We start from the raw sequence: 22,196 nt of genomic DNA, 5'->3' as shown, positions 1-22,196 counted from the left end.
TTAAATTAGTAAGCAATGAAACGAATCAAAATATTATTTATAGCGATTGCATTGTTAACCATTGGAAGTTCCTGCGAAGATTTTCTAGACAAATCGCCAGATATGGGATTATCCGACAAAGACGTATACAAAAGTTACGAGACAATCAGAGGCTTTCTGGACATCTGCTACACCGAACTCGAGCAAATATTCGGGAGTGATACTCCCGCAAATGGTAGTCCTTTTGTAGGATGTTTCTCGGACGAAATGGCAACTATATACAACAAGTCAGAGGTATTGACATTGCACTCCGGCAACTGGCTAAGAGCCAAACAGGACGAGACATTTGAACTCGGAGTGAAAGGGGCAACTTGTATTCACTCGGCGTACAAAGCTATTCGAATCGCCAATCTGGTACTTGCAAACTATACAAGAGTTCCGGGAATGACAGAAGAACAAACCAGAGAGATTCTCGGACAAGCACATTTTTACAGAGCTTGGTTCTACTTCCAACTCCTCAAACGTTATGGAGGCATGCCTATTTTCGACCATCCATTCACCGAGAATGGAGAAGAAAAGATTGCCCGTGTCACCTATCATGAATCCCATCAATGGATGATGGAAGATATAGAGGATGCTATAACCATGCTACCGGATACTTGGGATGACAGCAATACCGGACGACCGACCAAAATTGCAGCAATGGCCTTTAAGTCAATGGCACAATTATACGACGCCAGTCCACTCATGCAGAATGATCTAAATTCTACAGAAGTTAGAGAATATGACCGGGAAAGAGCTAAATTAGCTGCCAAATCGGCAATGAATGCGATAGACTATATTGATACGCATACTGAACAATACCGTCTTATGAGTCAAAGTGAATATAAGGATATTTTTTATTTCACTTTCCCTCCTAGCCATCAACCGGAACACATCTGGTACAACCGCGTTCCCATGGGAGGAATCACTACTGTAAAAGGTCTGTGGCTTTACGCTGATCTGGCAGGAGGGACAATGGTTGCAGCTTCTACTTACAATGCTCCCACGCAAAACATGGTCGACCTCTTTGAGAAAAAGGGCCCTGACGGAAAGTATTATCCGATAAAAGATTCCCGGGCAGGATATGATGACCAAAAACCATACGACAATCGTGACCCCAGATTTAAAAACAACATTCTGGTACCCGGTGAAGAATGGGGAAAGAATGCCAGTAGTAAACCTCTGTACATCACCACTTATGAAGGAGGAAAAGCTACGGAGGACATGAAAACATTGAAGAATATCAACAGCCGCCAACAGACAGGGTATTTATGCAAAAAGTTCTTATGGCCCGAAGCTAACCGTTATACAGCTTTATGGGAGAAATATCGCGTCATTACAGTATATATCCGTGTAGCACAGGTTTATCTGGATTTCGCCGAAGCATCTTTCGAAGCAACAGGTAGTGCCACACAAAAGGTAGAAGGATGCAGTCTGTCCGCTGAAGATGCACTGAATATCATTCGTGCACGTGCCGGTATCACTGCTTTGACAGAAGACCGGGTGAGTGATCCGGACTTATTCAGAGAGGCACTACGCAGAGAAAGAGCTGTCGAATTAATGTTCGAAAATCATCGTTGGTGGGACATCAGACGGTGGATGATTGCTCATGAGCTGTTCAAAGAGACATATCCGATTAAAGGAATCAAAGCGACCCCGGTTGACCCGAAAGTTGCCGTAAACAAAATGAAGTTTACTTATACAGTAGTAGACGTAACTCCCGAAACACGCAACTTCGCTATGCGTAACTACTGGTATCCATTTCCGAAAACGGACATTGCAAGCAGCAATGGCACTCTCCAGCAAAACCCGGGATGGTAATTTACTCATTTAAAAATTGTATCACATGAAAAGACATATCATATATAAATGGACCCTCCTTGCAGTGGGTATCTGTACGCTTTACCCGGACATAGCGACGGCTCAAACATCAAAAAGAGAGATACTTGCCGCTGACACGGCTACCATAGAACGGTTGGACGGAGGAATCACACTGCACAAAGACTTCGTAGGTGCTGTCAGTTCCATACCTGTCGAAGAATTAAGAAGTTTTCCGGACTTGAATGTTATCAATGCCCTACAGGGAAAAGCACCCGGACTTGTCGTCAGATGGGGGGACGGAGGTTTAGGTTTCAACTCTTCCGAACTGTTCATACGTGGTCAGCACAGCAATGGAAACAATCAGGCTGTTGTCATTATAGATGGAATAGAACGTTCTCTGGACGACCTTTTGGTAGATGAAATCGAGTCTATAGAGGTCCTGAAAGATGCTGTTGCCAAAGTACTATATGGTCCGGCAGCCGCCAATGGAGTCATCAAAGTTACCACCAAAAAGGGGAAAGTAGGAAAACGGAAAATCCGCACAACAGTAGAGGGTGGTATCATGCATGTAACCCGCACACCGAATTATTTGGATTCCTACAATTATGCTACTTTATACAATGAAGCCCGTGCAAACGACGGTCTGGCTCCCATCTATAGCCCCGCACAATTGGAGGGATATAAGAACAGTACAGGTGTCAACGACTTACTGTATCCCAACGTAGACTATATGGATGAATTCACACGCAAACAAAGTTTCTACCGGAAAGCGACTGTTGAATTTATCGGTGGAAGTAAAAACATGAAATATGCAATGGTAGCCGGCTATACAGGAGCAAACGGTCTGGAAAAATTAGGTGAAAGGCAAAATCTGAATCGTTTGAATCTCCGGGGCAATCTGGAAATCCGAATCACCGACTATATGAATATCAGAGCCGGCGTAGGAGCACGACTGGAAATCAAAGACTGGGGAAGTAAAGACGGAACAGGTATCTATAATGCCATTTCTACCAATCGTCCCAATGAATATCCGTTCACCATTGCGCCGGATGCTATCGGCCTGCCTCCCACCGAAGATGGAGTACCTTATTTCGGTACAAGCGACCGTTTCTCCGATAACCTCTATGCGGACGTTGTATATGGCGGCAACTCATCAGAGCGGTATATGTCCAGCCAAGCCGATTTCGGACTCGACCTGGATTTCAATAAATACGTCAAAGGACTGACAGCAGAGGGGTATCTTACTTTCGACAACTACAATATTACCCGTCAATCCTTATCCAATGTATATCCTACCTATGACATTCGCCCTTACATGGACGAAACAGGTAGCGAACAGATACTGTTCACGCAAAAGAGAAAACAGAATTTACCGAAAGACCACTCCATCTCCAACAATAAAGTGAGCCGTACCTCCGGATGGAGAGCCAATATATCCTACAACCGGACATTCGGTGTTCATGACCTCGGAGCGAACCTTGCTTATCGTTATTATAAGATGGAACGACAGAATCAGACTCAAGACATCATAGATGCCAGCTATTCCCTTCGCCTGAACTACGGATATGCCAGACGTTATCTGGTAGAAACAGCACTGGTTTATATGGGTTCCAACAAATTCATGGACGATCATAAATACTTCTTATCGCCTACATTCGGAGTAGGTTGGGTACTTTCCAATGAACAGTTTATGAAGAAAATCGAAAAGATCAACTTCCTGAAGTTGAAAGCCAGTTTTGGAGTATTAGGGTATGCAGGAAATACAGGTTATAAACTGTTTCACACTGCTTGGAAGGAAAACGGAACCGTAGGTTTCGGCGAACAAAATAAGAGCAATGCCTATGTCACTTCCCTTGTGCGTTATGGAAATCCGGATTTGAAATGGGAAAAGTCTGCCGAGTTGAATATAGGTATCGAGGGACGTTTTCTGGAAAACCGCCTGCGTGGTGAGATTAACTATTTCCACGAAAGACGCTGGGACATCATAGGTACAAACGCCACAAAGTATGCAGATATCATCGGAGACTATTTATATGCAGAAAATTTGGCGGAAGTCAAGAATCAGGGAGTGGAAGCATACATCAGCTGGTTTGACAGACCGACCAAAAACTTCTCGTATGAAATCGGATTAAACATGACTTTCTCCAAAAACAAGCTGATAAAAGCAGACGAACTTGAAAACATAGAAAGCTACCGAAAGAAAATCGGACAACCCACCGACCACATTTTCGGTTTGCAGGCAGAAGGTTTGTTCGGTAAAGACGTCCCCTTGAACGGTCATACTCCCCAGAGTTTCGGTCCTTACCAGAATGGAGACATTGCCTATGCCGACCTGAACGGAGACGGTGTCATCGACAGCCGGGATGAAACAATAGTAGGCAATAACTTCCCAAGAATCTCGTGGGGCATGGATATAGACTTGAACTATAAGGGTTGGGGATTGTATATCCAGGGAGTAGCCGAAACCGGAGTGAACAAACTCCTGTCGAACAGTTACTACTGGAACACCGGTCTGGGTAAGTATTCCGACATGGTGCTCGACCGCTATCACGAAACACTGAACCCTCAAGGCAGTTACCCGCGCCTGACTTCCACCGATGGAAAGAACAGCTTCCGCAACTCAAGTTATTGGATAAAGAACAGCGCATTTTTCCGCTTGAAGAATGTTGAATTGAGTTATACCTTCAAATTCAAGAAAAAAGACATTGCGCAAAATCTGAAACTATTTGCAAGAGGAGCCAACTTACTGGTGATTTCCGGCTTCAAGAATATGGATCCGGAACGTCCGGATGCAGGTATCACCAATTATCCGGTACTCTCCACTTACACAGGAGGACTTGCCGTGACTTTCTAAAAAAGAACATTTAGTGAACTTATAAAAGTAAAAACAATATATGAAAATAGGTAGAATACTCATATTATCATCCGTCTTGACACCACTGTTCATCTCCTGCGAAGATGTATTGGAAACAAAGACAGTCAACGAATGGGATGAAAATAAAGTCTGGAACCTTTCAGATCTGGCACAAGGTGTATTAATGCAGGCCTACTCCGCCATTCCGAATACCCCCAACTGTTTTGACATCAACTTTTTGGATGTAGCAACCGACAATGCTGTCACAAACTCATACGCTTCAAATATCTACAAAGCTGCCATCGGAGGTATTACAGGAGCCGACAATCCCATAGGGAATTGGGACGTCTGTTACAAACAAATGCAGAACATCCATGAATTTATGGAAAAAGGATTACGCGACGACCTATCCTACGACCGTGTCAATCCGGAAACTGATGCAGCAATCAAAAAACGGTTGGAAGGCGAAGCCTTATTTCTTCGTGCCTGGTGGGGCTTTGCCCTACTTCAACGTTACGGTGGCCGTACGGATGATGGCGAAGCCTTAGGCTACCCCATCACCACCCGTTTCATAACGATTGAAGAAGGAAAACACCCGGAGAATTTCAAACGGAACACATATCAGGAATGCGTGCGTCAAATCATGGAAGACTGCGACCAGGCAATGAAGAAGCTGCCCGACACTTACACAGGTGACGACGCAATCGTAGGTATAGAAAATACGGGACGTGCCACCTCGTTGGCAGCCGCCGTTCTGAAGTCCAGAGTAGCATTATACAGTGCAAGTCCCGCTTTCCAATCCTCGAAAATTGTTACTCTGAATCATGGAGCCGATTATTCAATTGCCGATCAGGAGGCTTATCAGAAACAATGGGAATATGCCGCTCTCATTTCTAATGCAGTACTGTTATTGGATGGTTTTGGTAGCTATACCCCGCTGACAGCAAGCAATCTGGCCGATGCCCCGACCACGACACCCGCTGATTTTGTATTCCGAAACTATTATAATACAAACGGAATGGAAACCAATCATTTTCCTCCTTTCTACAGAGGAGCCGCCCACACGGTTCCGTCACAAAATCTGGTGGATGCTTTTCCGGCCATCGACGGTTATCCGATCGGTGTTAGTAAACAATATGATCCGGACTTCCCGTATGCCAACCGCGATAAACGTCTGGACTTGAACATTTATTACCAAGGACGCCAATTTGGCGATAACAGTACCTTTATAGATGTTGTTGCCGGAGGAAAGGACTCTAAAGAGTTCCATCACCAAGCAAGTCGCACGGGATATTATCTCGCCAAGTTCATGTCTAAGAAAAAAGATATGCTAACTCCCACCCAGATGCTTTCGGCCATTCATTACAACCCACTTCTCCGCAAATCAGAAGTATTCCTGAACTTTGCAGAAGCCTCTAATGAAGCCTGGGGACCGAAAGTGAAAGGACCGGATTGTCAGTATTCAGCCTATGACGTACTGAAAATGATTCGTCACCTATCTGGAGGACTTCCCGAAAACGATGCTTATCTGGAAGAAATGAGTGCCAGCAAAGAACAGTTCCGCAAGTTAGTTCAGAATGAACGCAGACTCGAACTGGCTTTCGAAAATCAACGATATTTCGATATGCGTCGCTGGTTGCTGCCATTAGACGAATCAGTAAAAGGGGTGATTGTGACAAGAGACGCTAACGGTACTCTGTCCTATGCCACAGAAACAGTAGAAGAGCGGAAGTTCAACGACGTACGTTTCTACTATCTCCCTCTTCCTCACGCAGAACTATTAAAGAACCCCAATCTGAAAAACAATATCGGATGGGATAATAACTAATAAACGTAATGATTATGAAAATGAAAAAACTTCAAATAGCATTGTTATTCCTATTGACCGGCCTCACTTCCTGTTATGAAGATTACATAGAAGATTATGAAACGACTTCTGCCGGATTCGCCATCAGCAATCCTCTGCGAACCGTTATATCCGACCGTAACATGTCGATCTATGTAGGTGTTTCTTTAGGAGGAAAACGCGAAGTGGACAAGACGGACTGGGCCAAATTCACCATTGACGAATCACTACTCAACGGCACCGGATTCACACTTCTGCCGAGTAACTATTACACACTGGGCGACCCGGAAACATTCCGGGTACGCAAATCCACTCTACCCGTTGCAGATGTAGAAATCAAATTCACGGATGCTTTCTATGCTGACGAACTAACCCATGAAGTACACTATGCCTTGCCCTTCAGAGTGACAGAAAGTTCTATGGATCAAATTCGCGAGGGAGGAGAAACATCTGTTGTTGCTATCAAATATGCAAGTTCTTTCTCCGGAACCTATTATCTGACAGGCAATGTGGTAGAACTGGACGAAGCCGGAAACCCGATAGAATCTACACGACAATCGTATGGTGATAAACAGGACATTATCAAAAGTCCCACCTGCGTATTGACAACATTAAGCAAGAGTGAACTCATTCGTCCGGGGATTGGAGATCCGACAACTGACAAAAAGGACAATCTACGACTAACATTTGAAAATAATGGAAATTTCGGTGGCAACTATAAAGTACAGATCAGTACTGAAAAAGGCTTCCGTCCCGTTGAAGCAATAACCGGAAACTACATCCACAAAAGTGAAGAATATACTTTCAACGGTAATGGAGACGTGCCTTGCCCGGAAATTGCACTGAAATATATCTATGAGATGGACGGAAAGCGTTATCAGGTTGATGAAAAGCTCGTATTACGTCGTGATCCTATAGATGATCTGCGTATTGAGACTTGGTAACAATATACTAATGAAACCGGAGACTCATAGTATCATAAGAATCAATCATAGAACAAGATGAAAATATCAGCAAGAAAGACAAGTACTCTGTCAACAGCTTTATTGGCAATACTGCCCATAGCGAAAGCGTCCGCACAACACACCACTCCCTCCCATCCCGATAAACCCAATATCGTTATCATCCTAGCTGACGACCAGGGATATGGAGGCGTGAACTGCTATCCGCACATCAAAAAGATTGTAACACCCAATATCGACAAACTGGCGGCAAGCGGTGTGCAGTGCATGCAGGGATATACATCAGGACATCTGTCAAGCCCCACACGCGCCGGGTTGATGACCGGAAAATATCAGCAGAGTTTCGGCTTCTATGGGCTTTCCACTCCACACGTAGGTGGAATTCCCCAAGATCAAAAACTATTAAGTGAATACTTGGTGGAAAACGGATACAACACTGCATGTATCGGCAAATGGCACTTGGGAGATTATATCCGAAGCCACCCCAATAATCGTGGTTTCCAGACGTTCTTCGGTTTCATCAACGGGTTGCATGATTATTATGATCCGCTGGTAGGAGGCTCATGGGACGGAGTCTACAATGGACTTGCTTTTACACTGGATAATATGGAACCTGTGACGGAGATGGAATATTCCACCTACGAATACACCAAACGCGCAGTAGATTTTATTCAGAAAAATGCCGACCACCCTTTCTTCCTATATCTGCCTTACAATGCCATACACTCTCCTTTGCAGGCACCTGAAGAATTAATTGGAGAACTGGCAATCAATCCGCAAGAAATCGGCAAGGATGATATTGCCCGTGCTATGACTTTCGCGCTCGACCAAGGAGTGGGAAAAGTGGTAGAAACATTGGAACAACTGGGATTGCGCGACAATACCATCATCTTCTACCTAAGTGACAACGGAGCCGTGGAATACAGTGACAAATGGGAATTCAGAGGACGGAAAGGGTCATACTACGAGGGAGGCATCCGCGTGCCATTCATCGTCAGCTATCCAGCCAAACTGGCCAAAGGAACCATCTACAACAAACCCGTGATGAGTATCGACATCGCCCCTACAGTGATGGAACTCGCCGGACTCTCTCATGCTGATATGCATGGTGTCAACCTGCTGCCTTACCTGTCGGGCAAAGACCGGACAGAGCCGCACGATGTACTATATTGGAGTACGGAGAAGAAAAGCAACAATCAGGTATTCAAAAATGAATTCGCCATCCGGCAAGGTAAATGGAAACTGGTTTCCGACCCGCACTTTGAAAAAGACTATGACCTGTATGACATCGAAGCCGATCCCCAGGAAAAACACGGGCTGAAAGATCAGTACCCCGAAAAGTATAAAGAACTGTTCGGGATGTATCTGAACTGGATCAACCAAATGCCGGAAGAGCTTGCCAACGGCGAAAACGCCCGCCTGAAAGGGATGGAACTGATGAGGAAATACCAGCGCAATCTAAAGAAGTCCGGTAAAAAAGTAGTTCCACTTTCATTCGGACCGCATGAGAAAAAGAAAGGCAAGCAATAACACGAACCTTATGCCAAGTGCTCTTTAGTGAATTCTGTGGGGGTGACATCAAACTCTTTCTTGAAACATTTCGTGAAATAGTTAGGGTCAGTCATTCCCACAGCACAAGCAGCTTCAGCCACATTCATGCCATCCAACAGATGTTTCTTGGCTTCCCTCATCCGAATACTTCTGATGAACTGCGAAGCAGAACAACCTGTCAGCATTTTCAACTTCGTATGCAACAGACTCCGGCTTACACATAAAGCAGAAGTGATTTCAGTGATTCCATAATCCTCCTTTGAAATATTAGCCATAATCAATTCCACCAAATCCTTCATGAATCTCTCGTCACGTGGATTGTTGGTGATCTGTGTGATATTCAGTTCCTCTGTCTGCTTGAAATGCGCGATACCCGACATTCGGTTCTGTTGCATGTTCCTGACCAGAAGTTCGAGATTCTTCGCGTTGAAAGGTTTGGGAATATAAGCATCCGCCCCACACAAATATCCTTGTGTCTGCTCTCCCTCATCGGTTTTTGCCGTCAAAAGAATAACAGGTATATGACTGGTGTTTATATCCTGCTTCACGCGCCGGGTTAGTTCGAGACCATCCATCACCGGCATCATCACATCACTGATAATCAGACTTGGATATACTTTTTGCATCACTTCGCAAGCCTCCTTACCGTTATACGTCTGAATCACCTGATAGTTCTCCATGAAAATCTCTTTCAGGTAATTATTCATTTCATTGTTATCCTCTACAATAAGGATGGATTGCCGTTCTTCCTGCAAGGGATGCTTTTCCTGTGTTAGTTTATCGGGAAGTATTTCCACCGTTTCTTTGAGGCGCATATTATACTTCTGTATTTCGGCCAGCGTAATGCCGTCCTGCCGTCTTTCAGCGGCTTCATAAGCCTGCTCCGATACGTTAAGAATAACGATGAAGTTCGATCCCTCTCCCACTTTACTTTCTATTTCTATCCGTCCTCGATGCAGCTGGATAAGCGATTTGGTGAGCGAAAGCCCTAATCCGAAACCCTCTCTGTGATCTTTGGGAGAAACCTGATAATAAGGTTCAAAAATCCGGTCTTTCACTCCGTCGGGAATCCCCCGTCCACTGTCTTTCACTGAAATGTGTACAAAGGTCTGTTGATCCTCTTCCTGCAAAGAAGCAGTGAGTTGCACATAATCACCGGGAGCAGTGTATTTAAAAGCATTTGATAACAGGTTGTACATAATCCGCTCCAGTTTGGAAGGAGAAAACCATACTTCTTCATCCGTATCATCCAATTTAACAATGAAGTCAATCTCCCTATCTCGGGCAACTATCTCAAATATATTGGAGAGTTCTTTCAAAAAGAGCATTATATTTCCCTTGCGGACATTTATCTTTTCCTGATTCATCTCAATCTTACTGAAAGAAAGCAACTCGTCTATCAGATACTTCATCTGATTGGCATTACGATAAATGATTTCGATATTCTTTTTGTCATGGTTCGTTATTTCCTTTTGCGACAACAGACGTTGCAAAGGCGAGAGAATCAATGTGAGCGGTGTTTTCAAATCATGCGAGATGTAGGTGAAGAAGTTAATCTTCTGCTGATTCAGTTTCTCCATATTCACACGAAGATTGTGTTCTGTCTTCAGGTTCATGACCAGCCTCAACCGGTTCTTCGTATAGCGATATCCGATATATCCCAACATTAACAAACAAACAGCATAGAAACCATAAGCCCATCCCGACAACCAAAAAGGAGGAAGCACACGTATATTGATTATTTTCTCTCCTTTCTCATACCAGTGAATACCATCTTCGCCCGCCTTAATTCTCAACCGGTAATGACCGGCAGGTAAATTCGAGAAACGTACCTGATGTTGCTCACCGATATTCTGCCATTTCTTGTCGACACCCTCCAGTTTCATGGCATACATTGTGTTGTTATTATAGCGATAGTTCATCCCCGAATATTCTATCTGTACGGATCTTGCCTGCTTGTGCGTCAAGGTAATCGAAGTACATTCGGAGATTGTCTTCTCAAGAGGCGAGTCGGAAGTAGATGGAGTAATCAACTCACCGTTCAATGAAATGGCGGTCAGGGCAATATTAAAACGGGATGGATATTTGTATATTCGTTCGGGATGGAACGAAACCAGTCCATTGATGGTTCCGAAATACAATACTCCACGGGCATCCTTATAAGCGGAGGAATAGTTGAACTGGTTGGTAGGTAATCCATCCTCGGTTGTATAACGCATGATTCCTCCCTTTGCACGAATACAACACAAGCCATTCACTGTGCCGAACCAGATATTACCTGCATTATCTTCTACAATGCCTTTGATAGAGTTGGAGCCAATCTGCTCTTCCGTATATGACGTGATATACTCCCCTTTACTGTTCAGGAGCAACATTCCATTATCATCTGTACCCACCCATATCTGATTTTGAGAATCAACATAAAGATCGGTGATAAATAATTCTTTATTAGGAAAAGTCGCAATTCTCTCAACCGTCTGTTTGCGTTTGTCAAGCCGAAAGACTCCGTCTCTTCGTGTTCCCGCCCAAACGGTTCCATCAGGAGCATTCACCATGCAGAATATAAACTTTAAGAAAGGCTTTTTAAACTTCATCACTTCGTACCCTTTCCCCTCTTTCCTGAAGATGACAAAACCATTCAGACCTCCATACCAGATGTCATGCTCCGCATCTTCTATCATGCAGAAACCGGAATGCCTCCTGTATAAATCCATCGGAAGAAAAACCTTTGTATGCTGCGTCCGGAAGTTATAACATCTGGCTCCTTTCTCGTAAAGACCAATCCATAAATCCCCCTCATGATTTAGTAATAAAGAGTGTACGTTCGTAGCTCCAATATCCATTCGTTGATGCAATGCTTCCGAGCGGGTTATCTGTCCGGACTTGTCGATACGGTTCAAACCTCCGTCTTCAGTTGCAATATATATATCCTCATCAGGACCTCCGGTTATCTGTCTCACTGCCTTTCCGCTCAGGTGATTTCTGGAATTTCCGTATGAGAATACATGAAAACTGTCTGTTGCATCAATATAGCAGTTCACTCCACCGAAATAAGTACCCACCCACATATTATGATTGGCGTCCATAAACAGACTATAAATCGGGTTATCGTTCAGGTTGCTCAAATCCCCCTCGGTCTGCTGATAATGATGAATCAGTCGCAAATCTTTTCCATAAACAAAAATACCATACTCGCTTCCCAACCAAATGTTATCCATTCCATCGAGAGCAATAGACTTAAAGATTTTAAACTGTTTACTTTCCTTGATGGAGTAATTTTGTTGATTATTTATATCATAAACATTCACTTGCTGGTTCATATTATACCACAGGCGATTGAATTTATCGACATAGAGTTTGCTCGATATGCGCGATACGCTTTCGGGCAATTTCATAAAGACTTTTTTATGCATATTATAACACCTGGCACCTTTCGGGGTACTGATCCATAAAAAGCCATTATGGTCTTCCGCCAATCCGGACACGAGGCTGGCCTCCGTGTCGGTAAGCAGAAACGGCACAAAAGCATCTTTCTTTTCATCATAGGCATACACTCCATTGCTGCATCCTGCCAGCAACTGTTTATCGAAAGTTTTCAGGAAAACCACATTCGGCTTGGTATTCCCCTCAATCCGGTAACGTACAAAACGCCCGGTGGAAGACGAATACTTGCAGATTCCCTCTTCAGTAGCAATCCAGATTGCATTCTGCAAACTGTCATTATAGAGTGTGTTTACAAAATTATGGCAGAGCGAATTCGAATCATTTTCATGATATTGATACGTGACAATATTGTATCCGTCATACCGGCAAAGTCCGTTCCGGGTTCCCAGCCAAAGAAATCCCGAATTATCCTGTGTGATGGCGTTAATCGTTTTATGAGGTAGTTTGTCTAAAGTCTCAAATTGTTTAAACCGCAAATTATTATAATGGATAGTTGCGCATAGGTTCATCGCTGTATATAGGAATAAACCTGTCAGTAAGAATCTTCTTACATTTATGCTTTTCATAACTCGTATCGTGCTTTTAGTTTATGCAAATATAGAGTTTTTTTCATCTTGCCATCCGTAAATATGTTCAGAGGAAGTGGAAATATGTGTTATTCCTCCTTTTTTTACAAATATGAACGACTTTTGAACGAAATATTACGCATCTATTTCCATATAAAATCCTTTATTTGCAAATGCATATAAGAGCTGTAAGTCTGATCTATTAGTAACACTAAACATATTACACTATATGAAAAACTTATTTTTACCATTATTTTTTCTGTTTTTGTCGGTCACCACAAAAGCGCAATTAAGTGCCGGAGATATATTGGCAGGTGTGAAGTCGCATGACAAAGCCCTCCATATCAAAGGCGGATGGATTCGTGACCCCTATATTGTGTTGGGACCGGACGGAAAATATTACCTGACTGGAACGACCCCTGTTGCCGGCGATCCGAGAGAACAGGACGACCAATATAACACGGGATTAGGTAAAACAAGCATCGTAGGTTATCAGGTACAAGTATGGTGCAGCGACGATTTAGCTCATTGGAAATCTTTGGGTGCTCCTTATTCACTGGCAGAAGATTCACCCACTTTCAAAGGAAGAGAAGAAATGGCTACCAAAAATCCATTGTGGGCACCCGAACTACATTGGACCGGTGACTGCTGGGCACTTGTGTATTGTCCGCAAAAACATAGCGGACTGGCTCTGAGTAGCGGAAAAGATATCAAAGGTCCCTGGAAGCACCCCAACCCGGAAGCATTCCTGAAAAAGCATGACCCGTCTCTCTTCAAAGATGACGACGGAACGTGGTATCTACTATTCAGCAACACACTTATTGTCCCTCTGAAACCGGACTTTGCCGGATTGGCGGGAGAACCGGTGCGCATCGATCCGTCTAACCGCCGAATCGGACACGAAGGGGCTACCATGCGTAAGATCGGAAAGAAATACGTGCATTTCGGTACGGCATGGTCTACCGACCAGGGACGCAAAGGGTCTTATAATTTATATTATTGCACGTCCGATAAAATCACAGGTCCTTACAGCGAGCGTCGCTTTGTGGGACGTTTCTTAGGACATGGCACTCCTTTTCAGGACAAAAGCGGCAAATGGTGGTGTACCGCCTTCTTCAATGGCAACCGACCGCCACTGGATCCGGACGGTATTGAAAAACGGGACTTGAGAGAGGACGCACAGACCATCAACAAACTAGGGACGACCATTGTGCCTTTGGACGTAAAAATCCTACCGGACGGAGATGTATATATCCGCGCCATCGATCCGCATTACGCAACTCCCGGACCGGATGAAGTGCAATCTTTTCAGTAAAACAAATTCTCTATTCAAACTAACAACAAACACTCCATGAATAAACTGGCATTGATAGCAGGCGGACTGGCACTGGGAAGTACAGTTACCGCACAAGAAAAGCCCAATATCATTCTGATATTAGCGGACGACTTAGGTTTCTCCGATTTGGGTTGCTACGGAGGAGAGATAGAAACTCCGGTATTAGATCATCTGGCCGCACAGGGAATCCGGATGACGCAAATGTATAACAGCGCACGCAGTTGTCCCTCGCGTGCCAATCTATTGACCGGATTGTATCCCCATCAAACCGGTTTGGGGCACATGACGGGCAGCCATGCCAAAGAGGCGAAAGGCTATGCCGGATTCCGCTCCAACTCGGACAATGTGACGATTGCAGAGGTCTTGAAAGAAGCCGGCTACTTTACCGCCATGGCAGGTAAATGGCATCTGGGAAAAGTTAATCCCGTGCAACGGGGATTTCAGGAATACTACGGACTACTGGGCGGATTCAATTCTTTTTGGAATCCCAAAGTATATACACGCCTGCCCAAAGACCGCCCCCTGCACGAATATGCCGAAGGGGAATTCTATGCCACCAATGTAATCACTGACTACGCTGTCGACTTTATCGACCAGGCACACAATGAAGACAAACCTCTATTTTTATATTTAGCCTATAATGCACCCCACTTTCCCTTGCACGCTCCTAAAGCGATGATCGACAAGTATATGAAAACCTATCTGCAAGGCTGGGATAAGATACGCGACCAACGTTGGAAACGTATCGTTGGAATGAATCTGTTGCAGGGGAAACCGGAATTAAGTCCACGAGGTGTAGTGCCCGGCAGCTTCTTTATGGACGAAGCACATCCATTGCCTGCATGGGATTCTTTAACGAAAGAACAACAAACGGACTTAGCCCGACGAATGTCAATCTATGCAGCCATGGTGGATATTATGGATACAAACATCGGCCGTGTTGTCGACAAACTGGACAAGAACGGAGAACTGGACAACACGTTCATCATATTCATGTCGGACAATGGCGCATGTGCCGAATGGCATGAATTCGGTTTCGACGGACACAGCGGACTTGCCTATCACACACACGTGGGAGAAGAACTGGATGGCATGGGACTTCCCGGTACCTATCATCATTACGGAACGGGTTGGGCAAACGTTTGTTGCACCCCACTCTCCTTGTACAAGCACTATGCATACGAGGGAGGTATTTCCACCCCCTGCATCGCCTACTGGGGAAACAAGGTGAAAAACAAAGGGAAGATTGACCATCAACCCTGCCAGTTTTCAGATATCATGCCGACATGCGTCGAACTGGCAGAAACGAAATATCCCCGGACTTATCAGGGAAGAGAAATTCTTCCTACAGCAGGTACGTCTATCCTGCCCATCCTACAAGGAGAGAAATTGAAAGAACGCTATATTTATGCCGAGCACGAGGGAAACAGAATGGTGAGAAAAGGAGATTGGAAACTTGTATCAGCCTATTTCAAAGAAGATAAATGGGAGCTATACAACATAACCAAAGACCGCACCGAACAGAACGACCTGTCTTCCCAATATCCGGAACGGGTCAAGGAGATGGAAAATGCCTATTTCGAATGGGCGGACAAGAGTGATGTCATGTATTTCCCGAAAATGTGGAATACCTACAATCAAGGACGGAAAAAAGATTTAAAAGAATACAAAACCAAGTAATAACAATGAAGAAGAAACACGTATTGACAATCATGTTGGGTGCCTTATTGCAGACTTCCGTTTTTGCTGCATGGAGCCCGAAAGGAGATAAAATCAGAACTGTATGGGCAGAAAAAGTGACGCCGGAAAATGTATGGAGAAGCTACCCACGCCCGCAGTTACAGCGTTCGCAATGGATGAACCTGAACGGGCTATGGAAGTTTGCGGTGACAGACCAGGCCACAACAAAAAAACAAGTGAAATATGAGGGAGAAATTCTGGTTCCATTTGCCATAGAGTCTTCTCTTTCAGGAGTACAACGCACTTTTCTTCCTACCGATAAATTATGGTATCAGCACAACTTTACAATAGATGAAGACTGGAAAGGCAAGAATATCATCCTGCATTTTCAGGCGGTGGATTATGAATGTCAAGTATGGGTAAACAATAAACTGGCAGGTACGCACAAAGGAGGAAACAATCCTTTTGAGTTTGACATAACGAAATTCATAAATAAAAGCGGCGATCAGATGGTTGAACTCTCTGTGGTCGATCCTACCGATCAGGAATCGATCTCACGAGGAAAACAGCAACTAAATCAGAAAGGTATCTGGTACACTCCGGTATCCGGAATCTGGCAGACTGTATGGCTGGAAGCTGTCAATCCGCAATACATACGTCAGATATTACCCGAAGCGGATATTCATAAAAAGACAGTGAAACTGCATCTGGATGTAGCTGGAGCCAAAGGACAGGAAAATATCAAAGTCGAAGTACTGGATAAGAGAAAAGTCATCAAGACCATAGAGCAAAAGGGTACAACTGACATGGAAATCGAGATTCCCGATGCCGTATTATGGACACCGGCTTCTCCCCAACTTTATCATTTGAATGTGGAACTGTCCGTCAACGGAAAAATCGTTGATAACGTAAAAAGCTATTTCACTCTTCGGGAGGCCGGCATCAAAAAAGATGCATGCGGTTACAATCGCATCTGTCTGAACGGAGAACCTATTTTCCAGTTCGGTACATTAGATCAGGGTTGGTGGCCCGACGGTCTGCTCACTCCTCCATCGGAAGAGGCGATGTTGTGGGACATGGTGCAATTAAAAGAAATGGGATTCAACACCATCCGTAAACATATCAAAGTGGAACCGGAACAGTATTATTACTATGCCGATTCACTGGGATTGATGCTGTGGCAGGATATGGTTTCCGGCTTCTCGACCGAAAGGAAACAAGCAGAGCATGTAGCTGCCGGTGCAGCAAATGACTGGAATGCTCCTGCCGAACATTCCGCACAGTGGCAAAAAGAGATGTTTGAAATGATCGACCGTCTGCGCTTCTATTCTTGCATCACTACTTGGGTAGTATTCAACGAAGGATGGGGACAACACAATACCGCTGAAATCGTAAACAAAGTGATGAGTTATGATAAAAGCCGCATCATCGACGGTGTGACAGGATGGGCCGACAGAGGTGTAGGACACATGTATGACGTACATAACTATCCGGTTTCGTCCATGATCCTTCCTGAATACAACGGTGACCGTATCTCGGTTCTAGGAGAATTCGGAGGATACGGATGGGCCATCAAAGAACATCTTTGGAATCCGGAAATGCGTAACTGGGGATATAAGAATATTGATGGTGCGATGGCTTTAATGGATAATTACGGTAGAGTGATACACGATTTAAAAACACTCGTTGCACAAGGTCTAAGCGCAGCCATTTACACACAGACAACAGATGTGGAGGGAGAAGTGAACGGCCTACTGACGTATGATCGCAAGGTTACGAAAATGCCGACTTCGCTCCTGCATATCTTACATAACGATTTATATAATGTAGCACCTGCCAAAGCCATTACGTTAGTACCCGACGGACAAGGCGGAGCTAAAAATCAACGTAAGGTATCCGTTAATGGCAGCGAGATGAAACAAGTGATGTTGCCTTATTCCGTCCAGCCGAAAGCAACGGTCGTTTCTGAAACGGAATTTGTTTTAAACCAGCCATTGAAGAACCTGTCTTTGTGGTTACGTGCCGCAGGAACAGGCAAAGTATGGTTGAATGGTGTTGAAGTATTCCTTCAAGATATCCGGATGACCAAACAATATAACCAATACAACCTAAGTGATTATTCTTCCTTATTGAAGAAAGGTAAGAATACAATCAAAGTAGAAATTCAGGGAACAAACAAGATGGATTTCGATTATGGGTTAAGAGCTTTTTAAAGTACACTTCAAATTCACGTTTTATTTGTTTTCAATAGGCAGGAAGAGATTGCGGGTAAATCTGCAATCTCTTTTTGCCATTTTAAAAGGAATCCTACTATAACTTTTCGTTATCGGGCAAAACTATTTGCAATGAACAATCTGCTTTCTAAGATGTTAACTTTGTAGCGACAAAAAGAAAAAGTAAATTATTCACCTTTAAACATATAAACTTATGGAATTTCTAACCAACGAGAAACTTACGATTGTAGGAGCTGCCGGAATGATCGGCTCCAATATGGCACAAACAGCCATGATGATGAAACTCACTCCGAATATTTGCCTGTATGATCCATTTGCCCCGGCTCTGGAAGGAGTAGCTGAAGAATTGTATCACTGCGGTTTTGAAGGTGTCAACCTTACATTTACTTCCGATATCAAAGAAGCGCTGACAGGAGCTTCTTACATTGTCTCTTCCGGTGGAGCTGCCCGTAAAGCAGGTATGACCCGCGAAGATTTGCTGAAGGGAAATGCAGAAATTGCCGCTCAATTCGGTAAAGATGTTCATCAATATTGCCCGAACGTAAAACACATCGTTGTGATCTTTAATCCTGCAGACATCACCGGATTGATTACTTTGTTGTATTCAGGTTTGAAACCCTCTCAAGTTTCTACACTGGCTGCCCTGGACAGCACCCGTCTGCAAAACGAACTGGTGAAATTCTTCCATATCCCGGCTTCCGACATTCTGAATTGCCGTACGTATGGTGGTCATGGCGAACAAATGGCTGTATTCGCATCTACAACCAAAATAAAAGGAGAGCCCTTGACCGATTTCATCGGCACTACCCGCCTTCCATTGGCAGATTGGGAAGCACTGAAAGTTCGTGTCATCCAGGGTGGTAAGCATATTATCGACCTGCGCGGTCGTTCTTCTTTCCAAAGCCCGGCTTATCTTTCTATCGAAATGATTGCCGCTGCTATGGGTGGACAACCTTTCCGCTGGCCTGCCGGAACGTATGTTTCTAACGGTAAGTTCGACCATATCATGATGGCGATGGAAACTTCAATAACTAAAGACGGCGTCACTTATAAAGAAGTAGCCGGAACTCCTGCCGAACAGGAAGAATTGGAAAAGAGCTACGAGCATTTATGCAAACTTCGTGATGAAGTGATTGAAATGGGGATCATCCCAGCTATTAAAGACTGGCACGCATTGAATCCCAATATTGACTAATCAAACAATATTAGCAAAAAGCCGAAAAAGAGATGTATTTTCTCTTTTTCGGCTTTTATTCCAATTACTTACATATCACATATCCCCCCCACTTAGTCTATAAATCTTTCAAGACTCCAATTCAAATGACTATGCAAAGTTGGGGATAATTCGTCAATTAAAAAAATAGACAAAATGGGGAAAGTACCTAAACTGAAGTTACAGGTACTCAAAGTGCGAAATATAGTGATTATCCTATCCAAATTAGTGAATGGAATAAAACTGCGCATCGAAGTTTATAAAATATCTGTCATTTTTGAGAAGTACATTCGGAACAAACTCCTTTTAGTACATAGTTTATACTATGCAAAGTAAATCCTTTAGGCAAATCAATCACTGGGATATGTGTACCTTCCAGGCAGAAAGTGCGATGACATTTCTCACAATAAAAATGCGAATGTAAATCCTGCACCACACAATTGCAAGAATTGTCGCAAACAGCATACTTCAAAGAGCCGCTTCCATCATCTATGCTATGTATAAGATGATGAGACAAGAAAAGAGCGATTGTTCGGGATATAGTCGATTTATCGACTGTATCGAGCAGTGTTTCCAAATCAAGCAATGACACCGCACGCTCTGCCTGCATCATCGCTTTTATCACCAGAAGTCTTATGGCAGTTGGCTTGATACCTCTTCTGTCCAACTTATCCAAATAAATATCTTCTTCCATCTTTCTCCTATTTTATCATTTTCTGTATTCTGACAGCATTCATAATGGCAAGCAGCGCAACACCCACATCTGCAAAGACAGCTTCCCAAAGAGTAGCAATTCCACCGGCTCCCAGAATCAATACAAGTAATTTCACTCCAAATGCCAGTGATACGTTCTGCCAGATGATTCTTCGTGTCAGTTTTCCTACCTTTATAGCTTCGGCTACCTTTGACGGCTGGTCTGTCTGTATCACGACATCGGCTGTTTCAATAGCCGCATCACTACCCAGTCCGCCCATAGCAATGCCAACATGACTTAGAGCGAGCACCGGCGCATCATTCATTCCATCACCGACAAATGCAATCCAGTTTGCCTCATCCTGCCGCAACTCTTCCAGATGATTCACTTTTCCTTCCGGCAACAGGTCACCATAAGCTTTCGATATACCGAGCTTTTCTGCAAAGTTAGTAACAATACTCTGTTTATCACCGGATAATATCTGGATGTTTTCAATATTTAAAGCTTTCAAATTATCAATAGCTACCTTTGCGTCCTCTTTCAAGGCATCAGCCAGCAGCAGATAACCTGCATAACGGTTTCCAACAGCACAGACTACGATGGTATCCGTTATTTCCAACAGTTCTTCCGGATAGGATATATCAAACTTAGACAGTAACCGGCAATTACCGACCAGAACCGTAGTCCCGTCTATCGTTGCTTCCAAACCATAGCCGGCAAATTCTTTCGTACCGGTAACAGCTACACGTTCAATATTTTGTTCTTTCGCATAATTCACAACAGCCTTAGCAATCGGATGAGTACTATCACTTTCTACCGAAGCAACCAGTTTCACTAATTCTTCTTCCGAAACCTCACCTGCACTTTTACAGGCCTGTACTTCAAAGGTTCCTTTTGTCAGGGTTCCTGTTTTATCGAATACCACTGTATTGATCTTAGTGATAGCATCCAGATAATTACCACCCTTGAATAAAATACCCAACCGGGATGCCGCTCCAATTCCCCCAAAGTAGCCTAACGGAATACTAACCACCAATGCACAAGGACACGAAATCACCAGAAAGACCAAAGCCCTGTATAGCCAATCGTTAAATGCAAATACAAATGGAGGATTAATAAGTGAATAGACAAACGGACACAAAACAATTAATACTGCAAGCGCTATAACTATAGGTGTATAAATGCGCGCAAACTTACGAATAAACAATTCAGCCGGAGCCTTACGTTCGGAAGCATTCTGAACAAGTTCCAATATTCGGGCAAGTGCGCTCTTATCAAAAGGTCTCGTTACCTCGAGCCGGATAACCTTATCGGTTACAATCATTCCGGCAAGTACTTCTTCACCTTTCCGAATATTACGAGGAACGCTTTCCCCCGTTAATGCGGCTGTATTGAAGGCAGCCACTTCATTCTGCATGGTTCCATCCAATGGTACCCGTTCACCTGCCTTTATTTCTATAACTTCACCGACTTTTATCTTTTTAGGGCTTTCAATAACAAGATTGCCTTCCCGGAGCACTAATGCTTTTTCGGGTCTTACATCCAATAAGGCTCCGATATTACGTTTGGCTTTATCTACCGCTTTATCCTGAAACAGTTCTCCTACTGTATAGAATAACATCACGGCTACTCCTTCCGGATATTCACCAATATAGAAAGCTCCCAAAGTAGCTATAATCATTAGAGTGAACTCACTGAAATAGTCTTTTTCCCTGATACTTTCCCAGGCTTCTTTCATCACTGGAATTCCTACCGGAAGATAGGCCACGATATACCATATCAAGGCAACAGATCCTTCACGGAAGAATGCTAAATCGAGAGCATTCATAATTATTCCACCTGCCAGAAGCAGGAGAGAAAATATCACTTTCCCATATTCATGGAATACCGAAACCTTTGCATCAACCTTTTTTTCTGCTGCGCATGAATGAGCGCCACAACTACAATGTCCCATAACATTCATCATTTAGTTGA

Annotated in this window: 12 protein-coding genes; 9 read left to right on the top strand and 3 right to left on the bottom strand. The window is 43.8% G+C overall.

Annotated features, from left to right (window positions below; all coding sequences use genetic code 11):
• Nucleotides 1–15: 15 nt before the first annotated feature.
• The 5 genes from NQ505_RS08735 to NQ505_RS08715 are packed head-to-tail and all read left to right on the top strand — an operon-like array spanning nt 16 to nt 9,034.
• Nucleotides 16–1,842: a RagB/SusD family nutrient uptake outer membrane protein gene (locus tag NQ505_RS08735; protein ID WP_009000176.1), complete on the top strand. Its 1,827-nt coding sequence runs from the start codon at nt 16–18 to the stop codon at nt 1,840–1,842.
• Between the two features lie 25 nt (nt 1,843–1,867).
• The gene (locus NQ505_RS08730) at nt 1,868–4,696 is read left to right on the top strand and encodes a SusC/RagA family TonB-linked outer membrane protein (protein ID WP_009000177.1); all 2,829 of its coding nucleotides are present in this window, start codon (nt 1,868–1,870) and stop codon (nt 4,694–4,696) included.
• 40 nt (nt 4,697–4,736) lie between these two features.
• Entirely contained in the window at nt 4,737–6,524 is a 1,788-nt protein-coding gene (locus NQ505_RS08725; protein ID WP_009000178.1) for a RagB/SusD family nutrient uptake outer membrane protein, read from the top strand.
• A gap of 14 nt (nt 6,525–6,538) precedes the next feature.
• The gene (locus NQ505_RS08720) at nt 6,539–7,486 is read left to right on the top strand and encodes a DUF1735 domain-containing protein (RefSeq protein WP_009000179.1); all 948 of its coding nucleotides are present in this window, start codon (nt 6,539–6,541) and stop codon (nt 7,484–7,486) included.
• Between the two features lie 57 nt (nt 7,487–7,543).
• On the top strand, nt 7,544–9,034 hold the full coding sequence (locus tag NQ505_RS08715; RefSeq protein WP_009000180.1) for a sulfatase: 1,491 nt from the start codon (nt 7,544–7,546) through the stop codon (nt 9,032–9,034).
• Nucleotides 9,035–9,042: 8 nt separating this feature from the next.
• Here NQ505_RS08715 and NQ505_RS08710 read toward each other — a convergent pair whose 3' ends face one another.
• Nucleotides 9,043–13,065, bottom strand: a complete 4,023-nt coding sequence (locus NQ505_RS08710; protein WP_009000181.1) for a hybrid sensor histidine kinase/response regulator transcription factor — start codon at nt 13,063–13,065, stop codon at nt 9,043–9,045.
• 229 nt (nt 13,066–13,294) lie between these two features.
• On the opposite strand from NQ505_RS08710, the gene NQ505_RS08705 reads away from it, so the two are divergent.
• The 4 genes from NQ505_RS08705 (at nt 13,295) to NQ505_RS08690 (ending at nt 19,510) form a co-directional block, all read left to right on the top strand.
• Nucleotides 13,295–14,380 carry a family 43 glycosylhydrolase gene (locus NQ505_RS08705; protein WP_009000182.1) on the top strand — a complete coding sequence of 362 codons (1,086 nt, stop codon included), beginning with the start codon at nt 13,295–13,297 and terminating at the stop codon, nt 14,378–14,380.
• Between the two features lie 36 nt (nt 14,381–14,416).
• Nucleotides 14,417–16,081, top strand: a complete 1,665-nt coding sequence (locus NQ505_RS08700; RefSeq protein WP_009000183.1) for an arylsulfatase — start codon at nt 14,417–14,419, stop codon at nt 16,079–16,081.
• A gap of 5 nt (nt 16,082–16,086) precedes the next feature.
• Nucleotides 16,087–18,294 (top strand): glycoside hydrolase family 2 protein, encoded by a 2,208-nt coding sequence (locus tag NQ505_RS08695; protein WP_009000184.1) that lies wholly within the window; start codon nt 16,087–16,089, stop codon nt 18,292–18,294.
• A gap of 214 nt (nt 18,295–18,508) precedes the next feature.
• A complete protein-coding gene (locus NQ505_RS08690; protein WP_009000185.1) occupies nt 18,509–19,510 on the top strand; it encodes a malate dehydrogenase in 1,002 nt (333 codons plus the stop codon).
• Nucleotides 19,511–19,799: 289 nt separating this feature from the next.
• Here the strand turns inward: NQ505_RS08690 and NQ505_RS08685 are convergent, their stop codons facing one another.
• Together NQ505_RS08685 and NQ505_RS08680 are read right to left on the bottom strand one after the other, a co-directional pair.
• Nucleotides 19,800–20,222, bottom strand: a complete 423-nt coding sequence (locus NQ505_RS08685) for a Fur family transcriptional regulator (RefSeq protein WP_004296218.1) — start codon at nt 20,220–20,222, stop codon at nt 19,800–19,802.
• Nucleotides 20,223–20,229: 7 nt separating this feature from the next.
• Nucleotides 20,230–22,176 (bottom strand): heavy metal translocating P-type ATPase, encoded by a 1,947-nt coding sequence (locus NQ505_RS08680; protein ID WP_009000186.1) that lies wholly within the window; start codon nt 22,174–22,176, stop codon nt 20,230–20,232.
• Nucleotides 22,177–22,196 lie beyond the last annotated feature (20 nt).

The organism is Bacteroides sp. D2 (assembly GCF_025147085.1).
Lineage (GTDB): Bacteria > Bacteroidota > Bacteroidia > Bacteroidales > Bacteroidaceae > Bacteroides.
The sequence above is the reverse complement of the archived record's forward strand: the minus strand, read 5'-3'. Positions and strand labels throughout refer to the sequence as shown.

What these genes read in the sequence shown, in the direction of transcription:
- NQ505_RS08705 (WP_009000182.1), top strand. Translation starts at nt 13,295, where the DNA reads ATGAAAAACTTATTTTTACCATTATTTTTTCTGTTTTTGTCGGTCACC.
- NQ505_RS08700 (WP_009000183.1), top strand. Translation starts at nt 14,417, where the DNA reads ATGAATAAACTGGCATTGATAGCAGGCGGACTGGCACTGGGAAGTACA.
- NQ505_RS08685 (WP_004296218.1), bottom strand. Translation starts at nt 20,222, where the DNA reads ATGGAAGAAGATATTTATTTGGATAAGTTGGACAGAAGAGGTATCAAG.
- NQ505_RS08680 (WP_009000186.1), bottom strand. Translation starts at nt 22,176, where the DNA reads ATGGGACATTGTAGTTGTGGCGCTCATTCATGCGCAGCAGAAAAAAAG.
- NQ505_RS08735 (WP_009000176.1), top strand. Translation starts at nt 16, where the DNA reads ATGAAACGAATCAAAATATTATTTATAGCGATTGCATTGTTAACCATT.
- NQ505_RS08715 (WP_009000180.1), top strand. Translation starts at nt 7,544, where the DNA reads ATGAAAATATCAGCAAGAAAGACAAGTACTCTGTCAACAGCTTTATTG.
- NQ505_RS08690 (WP_009000185.1), top strand. Translation starts at nt 18,509, where the DNA reads ATGGAATTTCTAACCAACGAGAAACTTACGATTGTAGGAGCTGCCGGA.
- NQ505_RS08730 (WP_009000177.1), top strand. Translation starts at nt 1,868, where the DNA reads ATGAAAAGACATATCATATATAAATGGACCCTCCTTGCAGTGGGTATC.
- NQ505_RS08720 (WP_009000179.1), top strand. Translation starts at nt 6,539, where the DNA reads ATGAAAATGAAAAAACTTCAAATAGCATTGTTATTCCTATTGACCGGC.
- NQ505_RS08710 (WP_009000181.1), bottom strand. Translation starts at nt 13,065, where the DNA reads ATGAAAAGCATAAATGTAAGAAGATTCTTACTGACAGGTTTATTCCTA.
- NQ505_RS08695 (WP_009000184.1), top strand. Translation starts at nt 16,087, where the DNA reads ATGAAGAAGAAACACGTATTGACAATCATGTTGGGTGCCTTATTGCAG.
- NQ505_RS08725 (WP_009000178.1), top strand. Translation starts at nt 4,737, where the DNA reads ATGAAAATAGGTAGAATACTCATATTATCATCCGTCTTGACACCACTG.